19 protein-coding genes, 1 tRNA gene and 1 pseudogene are annotated in these 20978 nt (G+C 69.6%); 5 read left to right on the top strand and 16 right to left on the bottom strand.

Features of this window, described 5'->3' with window-relative positions; translation table 11 throughout:
• Positions 1–96 precede the first annotated feature (96 nt).
• From pknB to BKH32_RS07410, 7 genes are read right to left on the bottom strand one after another with little or no spacing between them, the layout of a single operon-like run.
• On the bottom strand, positions 97–2088 hold the full coding sequence (gene pknB, locus BKH32_RS07440; RefSeq protein ID WP_081376735.1) for a Stk1 family PASTA domain-containing Ser/Thr kinase: 1992 nt from the start codon (positions 2086–2088) through the stop codon (positions 97–99).
• Entirely contained in the window at positions 2085–3212 is a 1128-nt protein-coding gene (locus BKH32_RS07435; protein WP_075249346.1) for a serine/threonine-protein kinase, read from the bottom strand. The genes pknB and BKH32_RS07435 overlap by 4 nt, the downstream gene beginning before the upstream one ends.
• Complete coding sequence (locus BKH32_RS07430) at positions 3209–4711, bottom strand: peptidoglycan D,D-transpeptidase FtsI family protein (RefSeq protein ID WP_075249345.1); 1503 nt, start codon at positions 4709–4711, stop codon at positions 3209–3211. Before BKH32_RS07430 ends, BKH32_RS07435 begins: the two co-directional genes overlap by 4 nt.
• The gene (locus BKH32_RS07425; protein ID WP_075249344.1) at positions 4708–6402 is read right to left on the bottom strand and encodes an FtsW/RodA/SpoVE family cell cycle protein; all 1695 of its coding nucleotides are present in this window, start codon (positions 6400–6402) and stop codon (positions 4708–4710) included. Before BKH32_RS07425 ends, BKH32_RS07430 begins: the two co-directional genes overlap by 4 nt.
• A 1-nt stretch (position 6403) precedes the next feature.
• Positions 6404–7825, bottom strand: a complete 1422-nt coding sequence (locus tag BKH32_RS07420; RefSeq protein ID WP_075249343.1) for a PP2C family protein-serine/threonine phosphatase — start codon at positions 7823–7825, stop codon at positions 6404–6406.
• A complete protein-coding gene (locus BKH32_RS07415) occupies positions 7822–8298 on the bottom strand; it encodes an FHA domain-containing protein FhaB/FipA (RefSeq protein ID WP_075249342.1) in 477 nt (158 codons plus the stop codon). The genes BKH32_RS07420 and BKH32_RS07415 overlap by 4 nt, the downstream gene beginning before the upstream one ends.
• Positions 8295–9002: an FhaA domain-containing protein gene (locus BKH32_RS07410; RefSeq protein WP_075249341.1), complete on the bottom strand. Its 708-nt coding sequence runs from the start codon at positions 9000–9002 to the stop codon at positions 8295–8297. The genes BKH32_RS07415 and BKH32_RS07410 overlap by 4 nt, the downstream gene beginning before the upstream one ends.
• A 257-nt stretch (positions 9003–9259) precedes the next feature.
• On the opposite strand from BKH32_RS07410, the gene BKH32_RS07405 reads away from it, so the two are divergent.
• Positions 9260–9343: transfer RNA gene (locus BKH32_RS07405), tRNA-Leu, on the top strand.
• A gap of 251 nt (positions 9344–9594) precedes the next feature.
• Here BKH32_RS07405 and BKH32_RS07400 read toward each other — a convergent pair.
• The 3 genes from BKH32_RS07400 to BKH32_RS07390 all read right to left on the bottom strand — a co-directional run bounded on the left by BKH32_RS07400 (position 9595) and on the right by BKH32_RS07390 (position 12895).
• A complete protein-coding gene (locus BKH32_RS07400; protein ID WP_252862705.1) occupies positions 9595–10143 on the bottom strand; it encodes a VanZ family protein in 549 nt (182 codons plus the stop codon).
• 89 nt (positions 10144–10232) lie between these two features.
• Positions 10233–10508 (bottom strand): CstA-like transporter-associated (seleno)protein, encoded by a 276-nt coding sequence (locus BKH32_RS07395; RefSeq protein WP_075249340.1) that lies wholly within the window; start codon positions 10506–10508, stop codon positions 10233–10235.
• On the bottom strand, positions 10505–12895 hold the full coding sequence (locus BKH32_RS07390) for a carbon starvation CstA family protein (RefSeq protein ID WP_075249339.1): 2391 nt from the start codon (positions 12893–12895) through the stop codon (positions 10505–10507). Before BKH32_RS07390 ends, BKH32_RS07395 begins: the two co-directional genes overlap by 4 nt.
• A gap of 352 nt (positions 12896–13247) precedes the next feature.
• On the opposite strand from BKH32_RS07390, the gene BKH32_RS07385 reads away from it, so the two are divergent.
• Positions 13248–14831: an aspartate:alanine exchanger family transporter gene (locus BKH32_RS07385; protein WP_075249338.1), complete on the top strand. Its 1584-nt coding sequence runs from the start codon at positions 13248–13250 to the stop codon at positions 14829–14831.
• 243 nt (positions 14832–15074) lie between these two features.
• Here the strand turns inward: BKH32_RS07385 and BKH32_RS07380 are convergent, their stop codons facing one another.
• Together BKH32_RS07380 and BKH32_RS07375 are read right to left on the bottom strand one after the other, a co-directional pair.
• On the bottom strand, positions 15075–15503 hold the full coding sequence (locus tag BKH32_RS07380; RefSeq protein ID WP_075249337.1) for a carboxymuconolactone decarboxylase family protein: 429 nt from the start codon (positions 15501–15503) through the stop codon (positions 15075–15077).
• The gene (locus BKH32_RS07375) at positions 15500–16021 is read right to left on the bottom strand and encodes a MerR family transcriptional regulator (RefSeq protein ID WP_075249336.1); all 522 of its coding nucleotides are present in this window, start codon (positions 16019–16021) and stop codon (positions 15500–15502) included. The genes BKH32_RS07380 and BKH32_RS07375 overlap by 4 nt, the downstream gene beginning before the upstream one ends.
• Before the next feature lie 65 nt (positions 16022–16086).
• Here BKH32_RS07375 and BKH32_RS07370 point away from each other — a divergent pair.
• Both BKH32_RS07370 and BKH32_RS07365 read left to right on the top strand, forming a co-directional pair.
• Positions 16087–16203 (top strand): annotated as a pseudogene (locus BKH32_RS07370) (integrase core domain-containing protein); the annotation flags it as partial.
• Positions 16204–16212: 9 nt separating this feature from the next.
• A complete protein-coding gene (locus BKH32_RS07365; RefSeq protein WP_075249335.1) occupies positions 16213–16521 on the top strand; it encodes a thiamine-binding protein in 309 nt (102 codons plus the stop codon).
• A 72-nt stretch (positions 16522–16593) separates the two neighbouring features.
• Here BKH32_RS07365 and BKH32_RS07360 read toward each other — a convergent pair whose 3' ends face one another.
• Positions 16594–17487 carry an SDR family oxidoreductase gene (locus tag BKH32_RS07360; protein ID WP_075249334.1) on the bottom strand — a complete coding sequence of 298 codons (894 nt, stop codon included), beginning with the start codon at positions 17485–17487 and terminating at the stop codon, positions 16594–16596.
• Between the two features lie 65 nt (positions 17488–17552).
• Between BKH32_RS07360 and BKH32_RS07355 the strand changes: the two genes are divergently transcribed.
• Positions 17553–17900 carry a winged helix-turn-helix transcriptional regulator gene (locus tag BKH32_RS07355; RefSeq protein ID WP_075249333.1) on the top strand — a complete coding sequence of 116 codons (348 nt, stop codon included), beginning with the start codon at positions 17553–17555 and terminating at the stop codon, positions 17898–17900.
• A 39-nt stretch (positions 17901–17939) separates the two neighbouring features.
• On the opposite strand, the gene BKH32_RS07350 is transcribed toward BKH32_RS07355, so the two are convergent.
• The 3 genes from BKH32_RS07350 to mtnN form a co-directional block, all read right to left on the bottom strand.
• The gene (locus tag BKH32_RS07350; RefSeq protein ID WP_075249332.1) at positions 17940–18599 is read right to left on the bottom strand and encodes a DUF4276 family protein; all 660 of its coding nucleotides are present in this window, start codon (positions 18597–18599) and stop codon (positions 17940–17942) included.
• A complete protein-coding gene (locus tag BKH32_RS07345) occupies positions 18599–19738 on the bottom strand; it encodes an AAA family ATPase (RefSeq protein WP_075249331.1) in 1140 nt (379 codons plus the stop codon). Before BKH32_RS07345 ends, BKH32_RS07350 begins: the two co-directional genes overlap by 1 nt.
• A 265-nt stretch (positions 19739–20003) precedes the next feature.
• Positions 20004–20747: a 5'-methylthioadenosine/S-adenosylhomocysteine nucleosidase gene (mtnN, locus tag BKH32_RS07340; protein WP_075249330.1), complete on the bottom strand. Its 744-nt coding sequence runs from the start codon at positions 20745–20747 to the stop codon at positions 20004–20006.
• Between the last annotated feature and the right edge of the window lie 231 nt (positions 20748–20978).

The raw sequence follows: 20978 nt of genomic DNA, 5'->3' as shown, positions 1-20978 counted from the left end.
CCCAGCGAAAGGACGTGGCCGGTGTCCCAGGCCAGGAAATCCTGAGGCACCAGCCACCACGTTGTGGGGACCAAGGTGTTTGGCGCCGCGGCAACACTACTTGGCGACGTACAGAATGATCTCCTTGTCGGGACTGATCGGCTGACCCTGTTGCGGGTTGGAACTGATCACCGTTCCAGGTTGGACTTGTGGATCGTCGGACTTTTGCTTCTCGATCTTGACCTTGAAACCTCGATCTTCAAGATCGGACTTCACGGCCTTGGAGTCCTTCCCGTTCACTTCCGGCATGACGGTGGCGTTGGGATCTCCTGAGGCAGTCGGGTTCGGCGTCGGCGTGGCGGCGCCACTGGAGAAGTGCACGGTGATCGTGTCTCCCGAGGAGACGCTGGAGCCCGCGGCCGGGTCGGAGGAGACGGCCTTGCCGCGCTCGACCTCGCTGGAGGCGACGTTATCGCCCTTCTTGAACTGCAGGCCGGCGTCCTCAATGGACTTCTTCGCCGTGGCCTCGTCCTGGCCGGAGACGTCGGGGACGGAGGTGTTGCCGGTGGAGAGCACCAGGTCCACCGTGGTGCCGCGCGCAACGGAGTTGCCCGCCGGCGGGTTGGTGTAGATGACCCGGTCCTTCGCGACCGTGGCGGAGTCCTCCTGGGAGGTGTTTCCGCCCTCGAGCCCGGCGTCCTTGAGGGCCTTGCGGGCGTCCTCCTGGGTCTTGCCGGTCAGGTCGGGAACCTTGACCATGGCCGATCCGGTGGAGAAGTGGACGGTGACGGTGGAGCTCGGCTCGACCTTCGTGCCCTTGTCCGGGTCGGAGGAGACGGCCAGGCCCGCACCGACCTCATCGTTGGCAACCTCGTCCTTGGCGAACTTCAGGCCGGCGCCCTCAATGGTCTTCCTGGCCGATTCCTCATCCTGACCCTTGATATCGGGGACCTCCACCTTGCTGATGGTCGGGCTCGACGTCGGGGTGGGGGTGTTGTCGAAGGCCCCGGAGGCCCACCGTCCGGCGACGACGGCCAGCGCCACGAACAGCAGGAACACGAGGACCCAGATCCAGGCGTGGCTCTTGGACGTCTTCTCCGGCTCCTCGCTCTCCTTGACCGCGGAGGCCGGAGAGGGCTCGGAGGCCACCTGGGCTAAGGTGGAGGTGGGCTGAACCGGCTCGGTGGCCGGTGAGGCCATCACCGAGGTGGCCGGGGACCAGGAGTCGGCGGCCGGCGCGGCCACGGACAGGCCTCGGACGGCTGCCTGCAGGTCGGCGCGCATGTGGGCGGCGTCCTGATAACGGTCCTCGCGGCTCTTGGCCAGCGACTTGAGGATCACCCGGTCCAGGGACTCGGGCACATCGGCCGCCAGCGACGAGGGGCGCTTGGGGATCTCTCGCACGTGCTGGTAGGCGATGGCCACGGCGGAGTCGCCTTGGAAGGGCGGCTGGCCGGTGAGCAGCTCGTAGAGGAGGCACCCGGTGGAGTACAGGTCCGAGCGGGCGTCCACGGACTCGCCGCGGGCCTGCTCCGGGGAGAGGTACTGGGCGGTGCCCACCACCGTGTGGGTCTGGGTCACCGTGGAGGCGGAGTCCTCAATGGCCCGCGCGATGCCGAAGTCCATGACCTTCACCGCACCGGTGGAGGTCAGCATGATGTTTCCGGGCTTGATGTCACGGTGGACGATCCCCACCCGGTGGGAGTACTCCAGGGCGTCCAGGACACCGGAGACGATCTCCGCCGCCTCCGCGATCGGGACGGCCTCGCCCTCGCTGAGGAGCTCACGCACCGTGTGCCCCTCGATGTACTCCATGACGATGTAGGGGACGGTACGGCTGGCGCCGCCGGGCTGGAGGAGCTCCTCCTCCCCGGAGTCGTAGACGGCGACGACGGCGGGGTGGTTGAGCGCCGCCGCGGACTGGGCCTCCCGGCGGAAGCGGGCCTGGAAGGTGGGGTCGCCGGCGATGTCCGAGCGCAGCAGCTTGATGGCCACGACCCGCGACAGGCGAGTGTCGTAGCCGAGGTGCACCTCTGCCATACCACCACGTCCGATGAGGTCGCGGATCTCGTAACGGCCCGCGAGGACCTGGGGGAACTGACTGGTCACAGTACCTCCTTGACAGGGATGCTCAGCATCAAGGCTGGCATGACCTGATGCGCATGGGCAAGCGTACCTGTGCTGTGCAGGGTGATGAGAGAGAGCGCCAGAATGAGGACCCTCAGCGTCAGCAGGTTGAGGCCGAGGAAGGAGCGTCCCGAGGCGTGCCGGGCGGTGCGCGACGTCGTCGGCTCCTGGGCCGCGTGACGGCCGCTACGTACGGTGGCGGGCTGGGGCAGCTCGCGGGTCTGCGGGCCACGGCGGCCGGTGGACTCCCAGCTGAGCGCCTCACGGGGGTCCCACGCATCCGTGGGCAGGTTCACCACCGCCCGGTCCAGGGCGCGGGCCACCTCGCGGGCGGAGTGCGGCCGGTCGGCGGGCTTCTTGGCGAGCAGCTTGAGGATGATGGCCTGGACCTGAGGCGGGACGGTGTCGGGGAGGGCGGGCACCTCCTCGTTGACGTGCGCGAAGGCGATATCGACCTGGGTGGCTCCGCTGAAGGGGCGCCGCCCCACCAGGGCCTCGTAGGCGATGATGCCCAGCCCGTAGAGGTCGCCGGCCGGGGTGGCCATGTTGCCCATGGCCTGCTCGGGGGCGAGGTACTGGGCGGTGCCCATCACCATGCCGGAGGCCGTCAGCGGGCGCTGGTTGATGCCGGTGGAGATGCCGAAGTCGGTGAGCTTGGCCAGGCCCTCGCGGTTGATGAGGATGTTGGAGGGCTTGACGTCCCGGTGGACGACGCCGGAGTCGTGGACGACCTGGAGGGCGCGGGCGACCTGCGCCAGGACCGGCAGGATCTCGGCGGGTGACAGAGTCCCCTTCTCGGCGATGATGTCGGACAGGGCGCGCCCCTGAACGAGCTCCATGATGAGCCAGCCGGTGCCGTCCTTCTCCCCGGAGTCCAGGACGACGGCGAGGTTCGGGTGGCGCAGCCCCTTCGAGTTCTTAGCCTCCGCGCGCAGGCGGGACAGGAAGATCTCGTCACCGGTCAGCTCGGGGCGCAGGATCTTGGCGGCCACCGCCCGGCCCGAACGCAGGTCGGTGGCGCGCCACACCTGGCCCATACCGCCCAGAGCGATCTGCTCGACCAGCTCGTAGCGGCCCTGGAGCTGGAGCCCGGCAACAGGTTTCACTGGTTCACCGCCGCATCGATGACCTTGGCGGCGACGGGGCCGGCCACCGTGCCACCGGTGGCGCCGTCCTCGGTCTCGGCATTGCCGTCGAGCACGACGGCCAGGGCGATCTCAGGCTTGTTGATGTCGGTGCCGGCGAAGCCCACGAACCAGGTGGTGGGGCCGCTGTCCGTGCCGGTCTCGGCGGTGCCGGTCTTGCCGGCCACCTGGACCCCGGTGACCTTGGCGCTGGTGCCCGTGCCGGTGGCCACGGCCTCCTGCATGAGGGAGGACAGGGAGGTGGCGGTGGCCGAGTCGATCGGGGTGCGGGCCACCTTCGTGGAGGTGGCGCTGACCTCGTTGAGGTCGGGGTCCAGGATTCGCGAGACCAGGTAGGGGGTCATCTGCTCGCCCTTGTTGGCCACAGTGGCGGCCACCATCGCCATCATGAGCGGGGTCGCCTGCACCGAGGCCTGACCGATGCCGGCCATCGCGGTCTGCGCCTGGGAGTCGTTGTCCGGGTAGGTCGACGGCGTGACCTTCAGCGGGATGGACAGGTCGGAGTCGAAGCCCCAGTTCTTCGCCTCCTTGGAGAGCTCCTTCTCGCCGACGTTCATGGCCAGCTGGGCGAAGGGGGTGTTGCAGGACTCGGCGAAGGCGTGGGAGAAGCTGGTCCGACCGCCGCCGCAGGACTCCCCGCCGTAGTTCTCCAGGGAGTGGCTGGTGCCCGGCAGGGTGATGGTGTCGGGGGCGTCGACCTCCTGATCCGGGGTGATCTTGCCGGTGCGCAGCGCCGCCGCCGTGGTGATGATCTTGAAGGTCGACCCCGGCGGGTAGCGGTTGCCGGCGATGGCCCGGTTGTCCAGGGGGCGGGAGGAGTCCTGGCTGAGGGTCGCGTTGGCCTCATTGGCGGCGTTCCCGTTGCGGGTGGCGAAGGCCGAGGGGTCGTAGGAGGGCGTGGAGACCAGGGCGAGGATGGCCCCGGTCTTGGGGTCCAGGGCGACGACGGCGCCCTCGCGCCCGGCCAGGGCGTCGTAGGCGGCCTGCTGGATCTCGGGCTTGATGGTCAGCTCAACGGCCCCGCCCCGCTGGGAGTCACCGGTGATGAGGGTCTTGATCCGGGAGGAGAACAGGGAGGGGTCGTCCCCGTTGAGCACGGAGTTGCCCTCCTTCTCCATGCCGGTCATGGAGGCGAAGGCGGGCGAGAAGTACCCGGTCACCGGGGCGTAGAGCGGCCCGTTGGCGTAGACGCGCTGGTAGTCCTCGGAGCCCTGACCGTCGTCGGACTTCTGGGTGCTGGCGATCGTGGTGCCGCCGGCCAGGAGGATCGGGCCCCGCTCGGTGTCGAAGTTGCGGCTGACGGTGCGACGGTTGCGCGGGTCGGAGTTGAGGGCCCCGTTGGCCGACCACGACTCCCACACGGAGGGACGGGCCAGGCCCTGGACGCTGGTGACGGACAGGGCCAGCGTGGCGAACATGACCAGCACCAGGAAGGCGACCTGACGGATCTGTCGGTTCATGGCAGCTGCCTCCTGTCAGAGTCCTCAGTGAAGCCCGGGGCGCGCGATGAGCGCAGGGTCTGCCCGTCCGGCGCGGTGCGCGGCGGAGGCGGCGCCTCCGGACTGACGGCGACGGTGGGGCGGGCGTCATCTGCCAGGCCTCCGAAGCCGGGTGCGGACGGCGGGGACGTGTAGCCCCCGGCGTCGGCCTGTGCGCCTCCGGTGGGCGCGTCGTCGGCCTGGGCCATCGACTCCTCGGCTCCGGCGTCCTGGACCCGGCGGCGCAGGGAGAGCGGCAGCTCGGCCGTGTCGATGATCCTCGGCGCGTGAGTGGCCGGCCGCCGGGCGGCGTCGGACAGGCGCAGCAGGAGGGCCAGGATGACCCAGTTGGCGATGAGTGAGGAACCGCCGTAGGCCAGGAAGGGCAGGGTCAGTCCCGTCAGCGGGATGAGCCGGGTGACACCCCCGATGACCACGAAGATCTGCAGGGCGATGGCGAAGGACAGGCCCACGGCCAGGAGCTTGCCGAAGCCGTCGCGCAGCGAGACGGCGGTGCGCAGTCCCCGCTGGATGAGGACGAGGTAGAGCACGAGGATGACCAGCGTGCCGGTCAGGCCCAGCTCCTCACCCAGTGAGGCGAAGATGAAGTCGGAGTTGGCGAAGGTGACCAGGGTCGGCGAGCCCTTGCCCCAGCCGGCGCCCATGAGCCCGCCGGTGGACATCCCGAACATGCCCGTCAGCAGCTGCCAGGAGCCGCCGGCGGCGTTGTACACGGCGTCGTCGGTGGCGTGAAGCCAACCGTTGATGCGCTGCTGGACGTGGTGGAGGTGCGTCGCCGCGAACCAGGCCGCCGGGAGGAACAGCGCGCCGCCGATGATCAGCCAGGAGGGCCGGTCGGTGGCCACGTACAGGACGACGACGAACAGACCGAACAGCAGCACCGAGGAGCCCAGGTCCTTCTGAAGGACCAGGACGCAGATACTCACGCCCCACACGATGAACAGGGGGCCCAGGTGCCGGGCGCGCGGCAGGCTCATCCACAGGATCTTGCGGCCCGCCAGGGCCAGGTTGTCCCGGTTGGCCACGAGGTAGGAGGCGAAGAAGACCGCCAGCAGCACCTTGGACAGCTCGGCCGGCTGGAAGCTCATCGGACCGATCCGGATCCAGATCTGGGCGCCGTTGATGTTCTGGCCGATACCGGGGATGAAGGGCAGGACGAGGAAGACCAGGCCGGACCACATGGCCCAGCGGTCCCAGCGCCTCAGACGCCGGTAGTCGCGCAGCAGGAGGAGCACGGCGGCGAACAGGATGACGCCCAGCAGCGTCCAGATCAGCTGCTTGGAGCCCACGTAGAACTGCCACTGCTCGTTGACCTCGTAGGCCAGATCCAGGCGCCGGATCATGGCCAGACCGATCCCGTTGAGCGCCACCGCCGTCGGCAGGAGAACCGGATCGGCCCACGGGGCGGCGTAGCGCACACACAGGTGCATGAGGACGGTCAGGACGAGGAAGGCGATCGCCACGACCACGGTCTGCGCCGGGGACGAGCCGGTGCGGTTGAGAGCGGTGAGCACGAAGCCGCCCAGACCCAGGACCAGGGCGACGCCGAGCAGCGCCGCCTCCGCCCACCGTCCCGAGTACCTCGCGACGCCGGCGGGCTGGATGGTCGCGACGCCCGCGGGGGCGCCCAGGGGGCCGGGAGCAGCAGTCATCTCACCCCTCCTGCCCGGGCTTAGCGGGCTGGGTCGGCGTGGCGGAGGCCGGCGACGGGGTGGAGGTGGGCGAGGATGAGGGCTTGGCCGTGGGGCTCGAGGTGCCCTGCGGGGCGGCGGCCTGCTTGCGGTAGGAGCGGACCGTCTTGTCCACGTAGGTCTCCGCGGCGCTCATCGACGACTGGGTGACGGTGGCCTCCAGGCGCTCGCGGATGTTGTGATCGAGGGCCTCCACGGGAAGGTCCGCGTAGGTCTTGACCGAGTGGCTCAGCTTGAGGGGGCCGACGGACTGGGGGATCCCCTGGTAGATGGCGACCTCGCCCTTGTAGGTGGAGACGTAGTAGCGGGTCTGGGTCCAGCGGTAGAACAGGGCGCTGGCACCGACGAGCGTGGCCAGCAGGACGAGGCTGCCCACGAGGACCCGACGGCGGTGGCGGCGTCGGGCCTTCTCCTGGGTGGCGGCCTCGGCGGCGATGGCCTCGTTGACCTCGGAGGACTCCTTGGTGGAGGTGGAGCCGGGCTTCTCCTCCAGGGTGGCCATGAGGGCCGCGGCCTTGGCGGCGGGGCTGGCGGCCTCGGTCTCCTTGGCCTCGGTCTGCCCGTCGCCCGCGCGGTGGGCGGCGGCGGCACGCTCCTGGGCCAGGCGCTCGGTGGCGGCGCTGCCCACCACCTGCGGGACCGTCTGGGGCTCGGGGTCGTCCTTGACGACGTCGAAGACGACGGCGGTGACGTTGTCCGGTCCGCCGGCGCGCAGCGCCAGGTCGATGAGCTGGTCGGCGGCCTGACCGGGGTCGGCGACGCCGGCCAGGACCTCACCGATGGTCTCGGCGGTCACCGGGCCGCTCAGGCCGTCGGAGCACAGCAGCCAGCGGTCGCCGGGAACGGCCTCGCGGATCGACTCGTCGAGCTGGACCTCGCCCTCGGTGTCCCCCAGGACGCGCAGGAGGACGGAGCGCTGCGGGTGCTGGCGGGCCTGGTCCCGGGTGAGGCGCCCGGTCTCCACGAGGTACTCCACGAAGGTGTGGTCGGTGGTGACCTGGGTGAGGGTGCCGTCGCGCAGCATGTAGGCGCGCGAGTCGCCCACGTGGACCATGGCGAGCTTGTTGCCGCTGCGCATGACGCCGATGCAGGTGGTGCCCAGGCCGGCGAGGTCGGGGTCCTGCGAGGACAGGGTGACGAGCTCGGTGTGGGCGGCCTGGACGGCGTCGCGCATGAGGCCCAGCAGCTCGCCGGCCTGGTGGGAGTCGGCGTCCAGGGGCATGAGGTGCTCGACGGCGACCGCCGAGGCGATGTCTCCGCCCGCGGGTCCGCCCATCCCGTCGCACAGGAGGCACAGGTGGGGGCCGGCGTAGCCCGAGTCCTGGTTGGACTGGCGGACCAGGCCGACGTCGGAGCGTGCGGCGAAGCGCAGGGAGATGGTCATGAGCGCAGCTCCAGCGTCGTTTGGCCGATTCTGACAGGAATGTTCATGGGGAGCTCCACGGCGCCGTGCACGGGGCGGCCGTCCATCATGGTTCCGTTGGTGGATCCGAGGTCCTCCAGCCACCAGGCGCCGTCCTTGGGGAAGACACGGGCGTGGCGAGATGAGGCGTAGGAGTCGTCGAGGACCAGGGTGCAGGAGGGTGAGCGGCCGATGATGATCGACGAGGGGCTCAGGGGCACGGTCGAACCGGCCAGGGGGCCCTCGGTGATGACCAGGCGAGTGGCGCTGCGGCGTCGCCCCCTGGGGGGCGGGCCCGAGGGCTGCTCGGAGCCGCCCGTGGAGCGTCGACGAGAGGGGCCGGCGACGGGGGAGTCGGCCATATCGCGGCGCATGACGCGCACGATGAGGTACAGGAAGAACCAGAGCAGGACCAGGTAGCCCAGCCGCAGGATCGTGAAGGCGAGTGCGCTCAACCGTTGACTCCGCTGTTCTGGGTGCCATCCCAGAACAGGATCTGGGTGCGGCCGATGGTGAGGGTGTTGCCGTCCACGAGCGTGACGGCGTCGACCCGCTGGCCCTCGACGAAGGTGCCGTTGGTGGAGCCCAGGTCGCTGGCGATGGCGTTGCCGTGGGTCAGGCGGATCTCCAGGTGACGGCGGGAGACGCCGGAGTCGTCGACGATGATGTCCGCCTCCGAGCCGCGCCCGATGACGGTGACCGGTCCGGTGAGCAGGTAGCGCTGGCCGTTGATGTCGACGATCGGGTGCGTCGGGGTGGCGGTGGCGGAGGCGGCCGGGGCGGCGGCGCCGCGCCGCGTGGAGGACTCGATCTCGATCGCCGGGGCGTTGGGGTTGTTGTTGACGAGGAAGGAGACCTCGACCGGGCCGACGAAGGAGTAGCCCTGGTCCGCGGCGTGCGAGGTGGCGACCTCCTCCATCTGACGCACCATCTCGTCCTGGCCCCAGGCGGTGATGCGCTCGATGCTCGGCGGGGTGAGGCGGATGCGGAAGATGTTGGGAACCACGGAGCGGTCGCGGGCGAAGGACGCGGCGCGCTTATCCATGGTCTCGCGGAGCTTCGAGGCGATCTCGATGGGCTCGATGTCGTCCGAGAAACGGGACATGGCGCGGTTCGTGACGTTCTCGACGCCCTTCTCGAACTTGTCCAGGAATCCCATGGACAGTACCTCCCCCAAATATGGTGTGGCGGCCCCCGGGATGGAGCCGGGAGACGGGACTGTCCCGCCTCGCTATGGGCCTGCACGGACCTGCGTGCAGGCCGATACCGTTCCCATCGTAACGGTAGCGAAGCCATCGCAGGGAAGACGGCCCCCTCTGTGTGAGGTAATTGTGTCGTGAGCGGTCTCACGGCCGGATATGGTGGTGAGGATTGGACGCGGGCCGGGATGGCAGGCTAGTCTCATGCTCGCTTCTCGCGCGAGTGGCGGAATTGGTAGACGCGCACGGTTCAGGTCCGTGTGATCTTACGATCATGGGGGTTCGAGTCCCCCCCCGCGCACAGAACGGAAAGGCCCGGGCCCCATGGTCCGGGCCTTTCGCTGTCTCGGGGTCTCCGATTCCCCGGTCGGCCCGCGCCGATAACCCGCGTCGTCCACAACGCTGACATCAACCTTGTGCCGGCGCCGCACGCCGAAGAGAAACCGGGGCATTCCAACGATTCCCACTCGACGCTTCGACGGCGGGGCCGCTGATGTCAGACTGGTGGACACCGAGCCGCGGTGCGGCGTCGTTCCAGTGATGACGGGGGAGTCAGGCGGAGGCGGGTCGGGGGCGCAGGCGGCGCAGCAGGTACCAGGCGGCCAGGGCCCCGGCCCAGGCGCCGGCGGCGTTCTGGCCGACATTGGCCAGCGAGGGGCGCCGCTCCAGCATCGGCAGGAGGCTCTGGAGCACCTCGGCGCTCAACCCGACCACGCAGCCCACCAGCGCCCACATCCACCAGGGGATGTCCCGCCAGCCCACGACCGCGCAGAAGGTGGCCGGAGCCAGCATCACCAGGTTGAGGACGACGTCCTTGCCCTCGGAGCTGAGGAAAGCCGGCCCCATGGTGTCCTTGAGCTCGGCGACCTCGCGCCCGGAGGGCCACACGACCGCCACGCAGACGATGGCCAGGAGGATGACCGCGGCGACGCGGAAGATCCGCTCGTAAGGGGAGGTGCTCGGGGGGAGGGCCCTGGGCGGGTTCGGGCCCGTGGCGCGACCGACCGACGGCGAGAGTGCCGACGTCGGTGACGTCCCCCGGGAGGTGTTGGGGGAGTCGGCGGACGTCAGTGCGTCGGGCGCGGGCTGCTGGGCGGGCACGCTCACGACGCTACCGCCCGCCCTCCGAGAACCCCGGAAGGCGGGCGGTAACGATCAGAGCACATCAGAGCACCGGAGCGTGCCCCGGCTCAGCAGCAGCTGGCGTTGATCTCCGTCTCGGCCTGCTTGGCCCGGGCGCGCCAGAACTCGCGCTCGCTCATGGGACCGTGCCCTGGGCCGTGGGCGCCCCCGTGCCCGTTGGGGCACTGCGCGTGCTCGCGGGCGTAGCGCTCCAGGTAACGGTCGTAGGCGGACTCCCCGGTCATGTCCCGCCACAGGGCGCGGGCCCGGCTCAGGATCTGGTGGACCCGACGTCGGGCGCTCACCCGATCCGCCGGCTGCGGCGTCGGAGGAATGGGTGTCATGACTTCTCCGCGTGGGCCTTGTGCGGGATGAGGGCCGGGTCGCCCACCTGCTCGTACTCCCGGGAGACCTTCTTCATGAGCGAGGAGGCGATCATCGTCTCGGGCGCGTAGAAGTTGGACTCCTGGTACGGGTCCTCCGACGTCGTCGTGTCCCGGTTGCGGATCGTCTGGACGATGCGGATGAGGGCGCAGACCATGACGAAGGCGACCATGACCAGGAAGACGATCGACAGCGTCCCCTGAATCATCGTGTTGCGCACGACGGCCCGGGTCTCCTCGATCTTGGCCGGGTCGGTGAGCGTGCCCAGCTTGGCCGCGGCCTCACGATGCTGCTGGAAGTAGCCCACGAGCGGGTCGGTGGAGAAGATCTTCTGCCACGAGGCCGTGAAAGTGACGGCCGTGTCGAAGACCAGCGGGATCGCGGGGATCCACACCCACTTCGTATAGCCCTTGCGCACCACCATGACGGTGACCACCAGCAGGGCCACGGCCGCGATGAGCTGGTTGGCGATACCGAACAGCGGATAGAGCGTCTGGATGCCGCCGCGCGGGTCGGTGACACCCATGAGGAGCAGCGCCCCCCAGGAGGCGACGACGACCGCCGTGGTCCCCCAGGCTCCCACGTGCCAGGACGGGTCCTTGAACTTGGGGAAGGCGTTGCCCAGCGCGTCGGAGAGCTGGAAGCGGGCCACGCGGGTGACGGCGTCGACGGCCGAGAGGATGAACAGCGCCTCGAACATGATGGCGAAGTGGTACCAGAAGCCCATCATGGCCCGGCCTCCGCCGATCTGGTGGAGGATGTGGGCGATGCCCACCGACAGGGTGGGGGCGCCGCCGGTGCGCGAGACGACGTTGGGCTCGCCGACGTCGCTGGCCAGGCGCTCCAGGGCCTCGGCGCCCGTGTAGGTCTTGGGGTTGCCGTTGTCGTCCCAGGAGTCCCACTCGGGGGTGGGCTTGCGGCCCTGGGCGTCGGTGACACCGAGCTTGGCCACGGCGGCCTCGGCGAGCTTCTCGCAGTGGTGCTCGGGGTCGTCGGTGGTCTTGCAGGGGGCGGCGGCCACCGTCTCGGGGCCGGCGAGCTTGTTCATGGTCGCCGTCGAGGTGTTCATGGAGAAGTAGATGCCCGGGCTCAGCGAGACCGCGGCCGCCAGCGCCATGATGGCCACGAAGGACTCCATGAGCATGCCGCCGTAGCCGATCATGCGGACCTGGGTCTCCTTCTCCACCATCTTGGGACTGGTGCCCGAGGAGACCATGGCGTGCATGCCGGACAGGGCGCCGCAGGCGATGGTGATGAACAGGAAGGGGAAGAGGGTGCCGGCGAAGACCGGGCCCGCGGTGTTGAAGGCGAACTCGGTGACAGCGGACATCTCCACCAGGGGGCGCACGATGATGATGCCCAGGGCCAGGATCGTGATGGTGCCGACCTTCATGAAGGTCGACAGGTAGTCGCGCGGGGTGAGCAGGACCCACACCGGCAGGACCGCGGCCAGGAAGCCGTAGATGATCATGGCCCACACCAGGGTGGTGGGGGACAGGTGCAGGTAGTGGCCCAGGGGGGACTCGGCCACCCAGCGCCCACCGATGATGACGGCGATGAGCAGGCCGAAGCCGACGAAGGAGACCTGCGTGATCTTGCCGGGCTGGACGAAGCGCAGCCACAGGCCCATCCCGATGGCGATCGGGATGGTCATGCCCACCGAGAAGACGCCCCAGGGGGAGGCGGCCAGGGCGTTGACGCAGACCATGGCCAGGACCGCCAGGACGATCATGAGCATGACGAAGACGACGATGGTCGCCACGATGCCGCCGACCTTGCCGATCTCGTCAGTGGCCATCTGGCCCAGGGAGCGGCCGCCGCGGCGCATGGAGAAGAACAGGACGAGCATGTCCTGGACGGCGCCGGCCACGAGGACGCCGATGATGATCCACAGGGTGCCGGGCAGGTAGCCCATCTGGGCCGCCAGGACCGGGCCGACCAGCGGGCCGGCGCCGGCGATCGCCGCGAAGTGGTGGCCGTAGAGGACGACGCGGTGGGTGGGGTCGAAGTCGCGCCCGTTGTTGATGCGCTCGGCCGGAGTGGCGTTGGTGTCGTCGGGGCGCATGATGCGCCGCTGGATGTAGAGGGCGTAGAAGCGGTACCCGATCGCGTAGGTGCACACGGCGGTGACCACGAACCAGATGGTGTTGACGTGCTCGCCGCGCACGACCGCCAGCATCCACCACCCCAGGACGCCCAGGGCGGTGATGGCCACCCATGTGGCGATCCGTGCGGGCGTCCATCGATTATCAGGACGTATGCCGACAGGGACGCCGTCGGCGTTGCGGATGATCCGCTTCTCCTCCTCCGGTGAGTAGGTGGGCAGAGAGGCTTCTTTCTGGGGCATCGGGATTCCGCTCTCGTCGTCGAGAAAAGGTGTGACGTCATCGTCTCCGGTGACGGTCCCCAGGGTATTCCTCCTGGTGGTGGAAGGGAAGCAATAGCGAGTTCGGCGGCGGGGCGTTCGTCTTTCGCCCCCGATATCAACACCATTTATCTCAGCTATTGAATATTGCTTCTAGTGGCTGCTGTTTGGCGTCGCGCATGACATATCCGGGCCCCGCCGGGAACCGGGGACGCGCGGTGGGCGGGGCCTTCTGCGCATCCCCTTCACCTCCTCCCGGTGGGTCGACACCCCGCTGAATCAAGCAGGTGCCGGGGGCGACCCGCCGTGGAAGGCGTGCCGCTACCCTGGCGTCGTGTCCGTGCTCCATCCCGTCCTCGACGTCCTCGCGCAGGCGCCGATCCTCACCGTCTTCCTCGTCATCGGTCTGGGGACCGCCGTCGGACAGATTCCGCTGGGACCGGTCCGCTTCGGCGCCGCCGGGGCGCTCTTCGTGGGCCTCGCGGTGGGCGCCCTCGACCCCCGGCTCGGCGCCGACCTCGCCCTGCTGCGAAGCCTCGGCCTGGCCCTGTTCTGCTACACCGTGGGCCTGGCAGCCGGCAACACCTTCTTCCGCGACCTGCGCAGGCAGCTGCCGCTCATGGCCGTGTGCGTCGTCGCGCTCGTGATCGCCGGCGCGGCGGGCGGCCTCTACTCCCACCTGACCGGCGTGAGCCCCGCCATGGACTCCGGCGCCTACGCGGGGGCCCTGACCTCGCCGGTGCTCGACGCCGCCATCGAGGCGGCCGGCACCCAGGAGCCCGCCGTCGGCTACGCCCTGGCCTACCCCGTGGGCGTCGCCGTCGCGATCCTCATCGTCTCCGGGGTCGTGGGGCGCTCCTGGCCCGGGCGGCGCGACCCGAGGCCCGCCAGCGCCGACGGCATCACCGCCACCAGCGTCTACCTCCTCCGGCGGGTGGCCCTCGGCGAGATGAAGGCCTTCAAGGAGGGCAGCATCCGCATCTCCTACCTGGAGCGCGACGGCGAGACCCGGGTCGTGGCCCCCGGTGAGGAGCTGCTGCCCGGGGACAAGGTCGTCATCGTCGGGGCGCCGGCCGCCGTCGAGTCCGCCATGCACGACCTGGGCACCGGGCTCAACAACTGCTTGGCCAAGGACCGCACCGCCGTCGACTTCCGGCGCCTGACCGTCTCCTCGACGCGGGTGGCCGGCCGCACCATCGCCGAGGTGGACATGCCCGGGCGCTTCCAGGGCGTCATCACCCGCGTCAAGCGCGGCGACCTGGACCTGCTGGCCCGAGAGGACCTCGTCCTGGAGCTCGGCGACCGGGTGCTGGCGGTCGTCCCCAGCGACGAGCTGGAGAAGGCCGCCGACTGGTTCGGCGACTCGGAGCGCTCCATCGCCCAGATCGACGCCTTCTCCGTCGGGGCCGGCATGGCGCTCGGGGTGCTCCTGGGGCTGGTGGCGATCCCGCTGCCCGGTGGCATCACCCTGCGGCTCGGGGTGGCGGCCGGGCCGCTCGTCGTCGGCATGGTCCTGGGGTGGGTGGGGCGCACCGGGCCCTTCGTGTGGGGGCTGCCGCACGCCGCCAACTCCACCATCCGCCAGCTGGGGCTGCTGTTCTTCCTGGCCGCGATCGGGCTGGCCTCGGGGCCGGACTTCGCGGCCTCGGCCTTCTCGATGACGGGGCTCAAGGTGGGGGTGCTCGCCGCGCTCGTCGTGGCGGTCAGCGCGATCGTCATGCTGAGCGGGGCGCGGTGGGTCGGGGTGTCCGCGCAGCGCGCCTCCGGCGGTCTGGCCGGGCTCGTCGGGCAGCCCGCGATCCTCGCCTTCGCCCTGTCCAAACGCGATGACGAGCGCATCGAGGCCGGCTACGCGACCTTGTTCGCCCTGGCCATCGTCGTCAAGATCGTCATGGTTCAGGTCCTCGTGGCGCTGTAGGGGAGGATCCTGGCGGCGGTGCACGAAGGAGCGCTTCTCGGCCGTCGGAACCGGCCCGAGTGAGCCCCGGTGTCCAAATCGGTGACAAAGAAGCCCGCGGCCCGATCATGCCGTCAATAGAACCGCGGAATCATGCGGTTTCTTTGTGGCGGTGTGCACGTGGAGCCCGCCTTTGCTGCAGATATGGACACGCACGCCTCTTTCGCTGCCTGCTGTGGCCGTGCGACGGGACGGTGCGGACGCTCAGTCGGTGGCGTCGCGCTCGGCGAAGACCTCGCGGGCCACGAAAGTGGCGTTGAGCGCCCGCGGGAAGCCGGCATAGACCGAGGCGTGCAGGATCGCCTCGACGATCTCCTCGCGGGTCAGCCCCACGTTGAGCGCAGCCCCGATGTGGATCCTCAGCTGCGGCTCGCAGCCGCCCAGGGCCGTGAGCACACCGATTGTCACGAGCTGGCGGCTGCGCGGGTCGAGCCCGGGGCGGGCGTAGACGTCTCCGAAGCCGAAGGCGGCGATGTGGTGGCCGAGCGCCGGACTGATGTCCGCCAGGGAGTCGATGACGGCCCGGGCGGCCTCGCCGTCGACCGAGCGGGCGACCTCCAGGCCGCGCTCGCGCCGAGCCAGGTTCTCGGGGCTGTTGACGTCGTGCTGGGGGTGAGTGGTCTCAGCGGTCATGAGGGGTTCTCCTTGTCAGTGTCGATGTCGTGTGCGGTGGCCAGCTCCTCCAGCTCTCGCGTGTAGGCGGCGATCTTGTAGTCGGTGGCGGCCAGGGCGAGCTGGAGCTCACTGATCCGGGTGCGCAGAACACTTCGGTGCTCGGCGAGCATGGCCAGGCGCTCGGGTACCGTGTCCCGGCCGGCCTCGACCATGTCGACATAGTGCTGCAGGTCGCAGATCGTCATGCCCGAGGTGCGCATCCGGGCGAGGAAGACCAGGCGCCGCACGGCCGCGGCGTCGTAGCGGCGGTACCCGGAGGCGTCGCGCCCGACCCGCACGAGCCCGATTCGCTCGTAGTAGCGCAGAGTGTGGGCGCTGATGCCCAAGCGGTGGGCGGTGGTCGCGATGTCCCAGCCGGTCGCGTCGGGCCACCTCTCCGCCCCGATGTCGTCGCTGGGCGGGACGGCGACGAGCCGCAGCGCCTCGCGGAGCCGGACGTCGTCGGGCTCGCTGCTCGGGATGGTCGCGTTGGTCATGACGCAGACCGTAGGGCTTCGAGCGCGCTCGAAGGCAAGAACGCTCGGAGCGGTGGCCCAGGCGGCGCGAGGCCGCCTACCAGACCTGGCTCCACCACTACAACCACCACCGACCCCACACCGCCCTGGGCGGCCAAACCCCCGCCAGCCGCATTCACAACCTCACGAGGAAGTACAGCTAGCCTGGCCGCATGCTTGTCGCCTTCTCCGTGTCCCCGACCACCACCGACGACCCTGCTGGCTCGGTCTCCGAGGCGGTGGCCCGGGCCGTGCGTGTGGTGCGCGACTCCGGCCTGCCCCATGAGACGACCTCGATGTTCACCACGCTCGAGGGTGAGTGGGACGAGTGCATGGACGTGGTCAAGCGGGCCTGCGAGGCGGTCGCCGAGGTGAGCCCGCGCGTGGCGCTCGTCCTCAAGGCCGACATCCGCCCCGGTTGGACCGGCCAGATGACCGCGAAGGTCGAGCGCGTCGAGGCCCGCCTGCGCCAGGCCGACTGAGCGGCGCCCGGCAAACCGACCGAATCTTCATAAATGACGCGGCTCCGGGTCGTTTGTGAAGAACAGGTCGATCTATGAAGAAAATGTCGGTGAGTGGGGCGATGAGACCGCCAGGTCCTCCAGCCACTGCCCGATCGGGCGCGGCCGGAGCCTCAGGAGCTCCTGGGCGCTGCTGTCCTCGGCGATGGTGTTGTCGTCCTGAGCGTTGAGCGCCCGGTAGAGGTCGACAACCGGCGCCGCGGCCGGCCCGAAGAGCGGCGTGATGAGCTCGCCGAAGGCCTCGGGCGTGATGCCTTCGAAACGGACCTCGCGGCCCAGGTGGCTGGAGAAGGCCGCGGCCAGATCCGGTCCCGTCAGTCCGGGCAGGTGACCGACGCCGACCGTGCCCGTGGTGGGGGAGGCGTCTGTGAGCAGGCGGGCGACGACCTCGGCCACATCCAGGTGCGAGCTCCAGGAGACCGGGAATGACGCCGGGAGCGGGTAGCGCAGCACGCCCTCCTCGTGCACGGGGCCCAGAACGACCGGCAGGAGAAGGTTCTCCAGGTAGAGGCGCGGGGCGACCACGGCCGTGGGGACGCCGCTGGCGGTCACGCCGTCGATGAGCGTCATGATGGGGCTGTCCCCGGGAGCCTGCAGCGGTGAGCCCGGCTGGTCGACGACCTGCCCGCTGGTGGAGATGACGACGCGGCCGGGGCGGGCCCGGGTGACCGCCTCGACGACCGCCCGGGCCTGGGCGGCCGCCGCCTCGGGTGCACCCATGGGCAGGTGGATGAAGACGCCGTCGGCGCCCTCATAGGTCGGGGTGAGGGAGGCAGCCGAGGCCAGGTCGACCTGCCGGGCGGCGATGCCGGCGGGGACCGCTTCAGGACGGCGGACCGCAGCGATGGCGGTGTGCCCGGCGGCGATCAGAGCGGACAGGACGGGAGAGCCTTGGGCGCCCGTGGCGCCATGAACGATGTCAACCATGACGCCATTAGTGCATACGATGCACCAGTTACGTCAACTGCACTATTGGGGTAGGTTTCGATGTCATGAGTGAGGTCGATCTTCCCGAGTGCGGGGTGGCGAGGTTCCTGCTGCTGTTCGACGGGCCCTGGGCGACGCTCATCGTGCGTGAGCTCATGCACGGCCCGCAGCGCTTCGGGGAGCTGCGCGACGCCCTGCCGGGGATCAGCGCGCACACGCTGACCAGCCGGCTGCGGATGTTCGAGTCGCGCGGGATCGTCACCCGACACGCCTACCCCGAGGTGCCGCCTCGCGTCGTCTACGAGCTCACTGACCTGGGCAGGAGCCTGAGGCCCGTGCTCGATGCGATGAATGAGTGGGGCGCCACCTGCCCGACGTCGGCCTTCACGCCGCAGCTCGACTCGCGCCGGTGAGGCTCGGGGCGACGACGGCCGTGGGGACGGTGCGGCCGGTCAGACCAGGAGGTCGTCCCACCAGTCCTTGAAAGTGGGGCAGCGTTCCAGGACCGCGGGGAGCCCGGCCTCGCTGACGAGTAGAGGACCGGTGACGGTCTTCATGTAACCGGGGTCGGCGGCCTCCAGGCGCTTGGACGGGGCGGTGCTGGGGCCGTCGTTGACCTGCTCGGGGCCGTGGGCACGGGTGATGGCCTGCCGCAGCTCAGCGAGTCCCTGCCGGGGAAGCAGCCCGTCGCCCTGCCCAGCGTCGATCGCCGCCAGGACGAGGGCCTCGATCTCATGGAGGACGACGAGCGGACGGAAGCGCGGATCCGGGTACTCGGCGCGCAGAGCAGCCATGAGTGTTGCCTGCCGGCCGGTGCTGTCGAGACTCTCGGAAGACGTCGCCTCCTCTCGCTCGGGTGCGCCCTTGGGGTACTGGTAGTAGTCGAGCAGGAGCCCCACACGGTGCCAGTGAGACGCCTTGAGAAGATCCTGGAGCTGGGTGTGGTAGTGCTTCCAGTGGCCGCCGCCGTGATGGGCGCCAGTGGGAGTCGCCGAGGTCGTGACGACGACCGGCGTCACGTACGTTCCGCGCATCGAGGCCGCAGGACCCAGGACCTCTTTGACCAGCGCTTCCTCGGTCTGCCCCTCCACGAGGATGACGACCTGCCTCATCAGGCCCGTCCCTCATGCGCCGGGCGCCCGCCCAGGAGATTCATCTCCCACAGCGATCCGGTGGAGTAGTCCTCCAGGAAGCCCTCCAGGGCCGCGCGGTCGGGGCGAGTGGCCTGGGTGGCGCCGTCGACCCGCTCCAGGACCACGACCTCTTCCAGGGCGAAGTGGGACAGCAACGGCACCGACTGGGTGGCCAGGATGACCTTGTGCCCGTTCCTGCCCGCGATATGCGTCATCTCCGCGAGCAGGCCGATCGCAGCCGGGTGGAGGCCCAGCTCGGGCTCGTCCAACACGACGGTGGCCGGCAGGTCCGGCCCCAGCAGCAGCGTGGCCAGGCAGATGAACCGCAAGGTGCCGTCACTGGCCTCATGAGCCAGGAAGGTGCGGTCCAGCCCGCGCTGCTTCCAGCGCAGCCGAATCCGCTCCGAGGGATCGGGGACGAGCACGAAGTCGTCGAAGAACGGCGTGACATGGCGGACTGCCGAGACGATGCGCTGATAGTGCTCGGGGTGATCGTTGCGCACCTTGAGGAGGTAGGCGGCGATGTTCTCCGCGTCCGAGCGCAGGTAGACGTCGTCGCCGACGGTCGAAAAGCCTTTGACAGGGGCATTTGCGCTGACGTCATCGAAGTGGAAGACACGGCAACTCGAGACAAGGGGGATGAACGACTCTACTGCCCCATAAAGTTCATGTGCTGGGTTGCAGGCGATTCGCTGGATCGCGCTGTGCTGGGAGGGTCCGAACTCTTGCCTGAAAAGCCGAGGAGTACCACTGTTGTCTTGGAATGTCAGTTCCTCCGTGTACAGTGGCTGATCGTTGATGTCGTTCTCGATGCGTGTTCTATATGTCAGTGAGAGGCCGCTGTTGCTTGACTTCTCCTGGGTGAGCTCGATCAGGATCGAATCCACCGATCCGGACGGACCGTCGAAATACTGGCGGGCGACACCCGCTTGCCTTGTCAGCCGGTCGGTCGCTGTGTCGTCAACGACCCGCGAGACCAGCTCCAGGGCGCTCACCAGGTTCGACTTGCCGGATCCGTTGGCGCCGATGAGCACGGTGACGTCGGTGGTCAGGTCCAGCTCGAGGCGCCGGATCGACCTGAATCCCTCCACAACAAGGCGTCCCAGTGCAGCAGTCATACGCCGAGCCTAACCAACAACCAGCCGATGCGGAGGGTGCCGCCGCTGACGGCCTGTCCGGAGTGCCGGCTTGTGTCCGCCCAACGATGTTGTCGGCCCTCATGCCGAGGCTCGACTCGCGCCGCCGGGGCCCGCCTGCGCCAGGCCGACTGAGCGGCGCCCGGCAAACCGACAAAATCTTCACAAACGACGCGGCTCCGGGTCGTTTGTGAAGAACAGGTCGATCTATGAAGAAAAAGTCGATGAGGCGCGGGGCGTCAGCGACTCAGGCGAGCAGAGCCAGGACGACCGCGGCGCTGCGGGCGGCGGCCTCCTCGGCGGCGATGTGGAAGTCCTGGCCCGCCTCGGGGCCGCACAGGTCTGACACGCCGCGCACCGAGACGAAGGGGATGCCGGCGCCCGCCGCCACCTGCGCCAGCGCCGTCGACTCCATGTCCGTGCTCAGCGCCGCGGGGAAGACCTCGCGGGTGTCGGCCACGTTCGCGGCCGTCACGAAGGAGTTGCCGGCCAGCATCTGACCGACACGCAGCCGCGCCGAGCCTGACGACGCCGTGGCGCCGCCCAGGGCCTCCTGGCCCACCTGCTCCAGGCGCTCCAGCAGGGTCGGGTCGCCGGCGAAGGTCTCCGGCTGGCCCGGGGTCTGGCCGCGGGCATAGCCGAAGGCGGTGGCGTCGGCGTCGGTGTAGGCCAGGCTCGCCGAGGCGCACACGTCGCCGACCTCGACCTGCCGGCCGAGCCCGCCGGTGGTTCCCGCCGAGATGACGGCGCTGGGGCGGACCCGGGCCAGGACCGTCGCCAGCGCGCTCGCGGCCGCCACGAGCCCGATACCGCTGCGCACCACGATGAGCTCGCGCTCGTCGCCGGGGAGCTGGAGGGACCAGGCGCGTGCGGCCCCCGGCAGGATCGGCGCCTGGGTCGCCGCGCGCTCGGGCAGGGCGTCCAGGAAGGGCTGGGCCTCCTCGGCCATGGCGCAGGAGACGATGATGGGCGCGGCACTGGTGCGACTCACACGCCGAGCCTACAGGGGCGGCCGAGCCCTGAAAGTGTCCAGAGGGGACGGCTTTGACGGCCGTTCGCACCCGCTATCAAGAAGTAACAGTGCGATGACCTGGGCTTTTGCAAACCGCGATGCGGACGCTCCGATTCAAAGTCGTCCCATACGGACAGAATCGCTGCATGGTGACTTTGTCGGTGTCGTTGCTCTGAAGACATGCTGCCGTCACACGACCGCGGGTCAAGA

Source organism: Actinomyces oris (genome assembly GCF_001929375.1).
GTDB classification, from domain to species: Bacteria; Actinomycetota; Actinomycetes; order Actinomycetales; family Actinomycetaceae; genus Actinomyces; species Actinomyces oris_B.
Note: the sequence above shows the minus strand (reverse complement) of the source record. Positions and strands in the feature narration are given on the sequence as shown.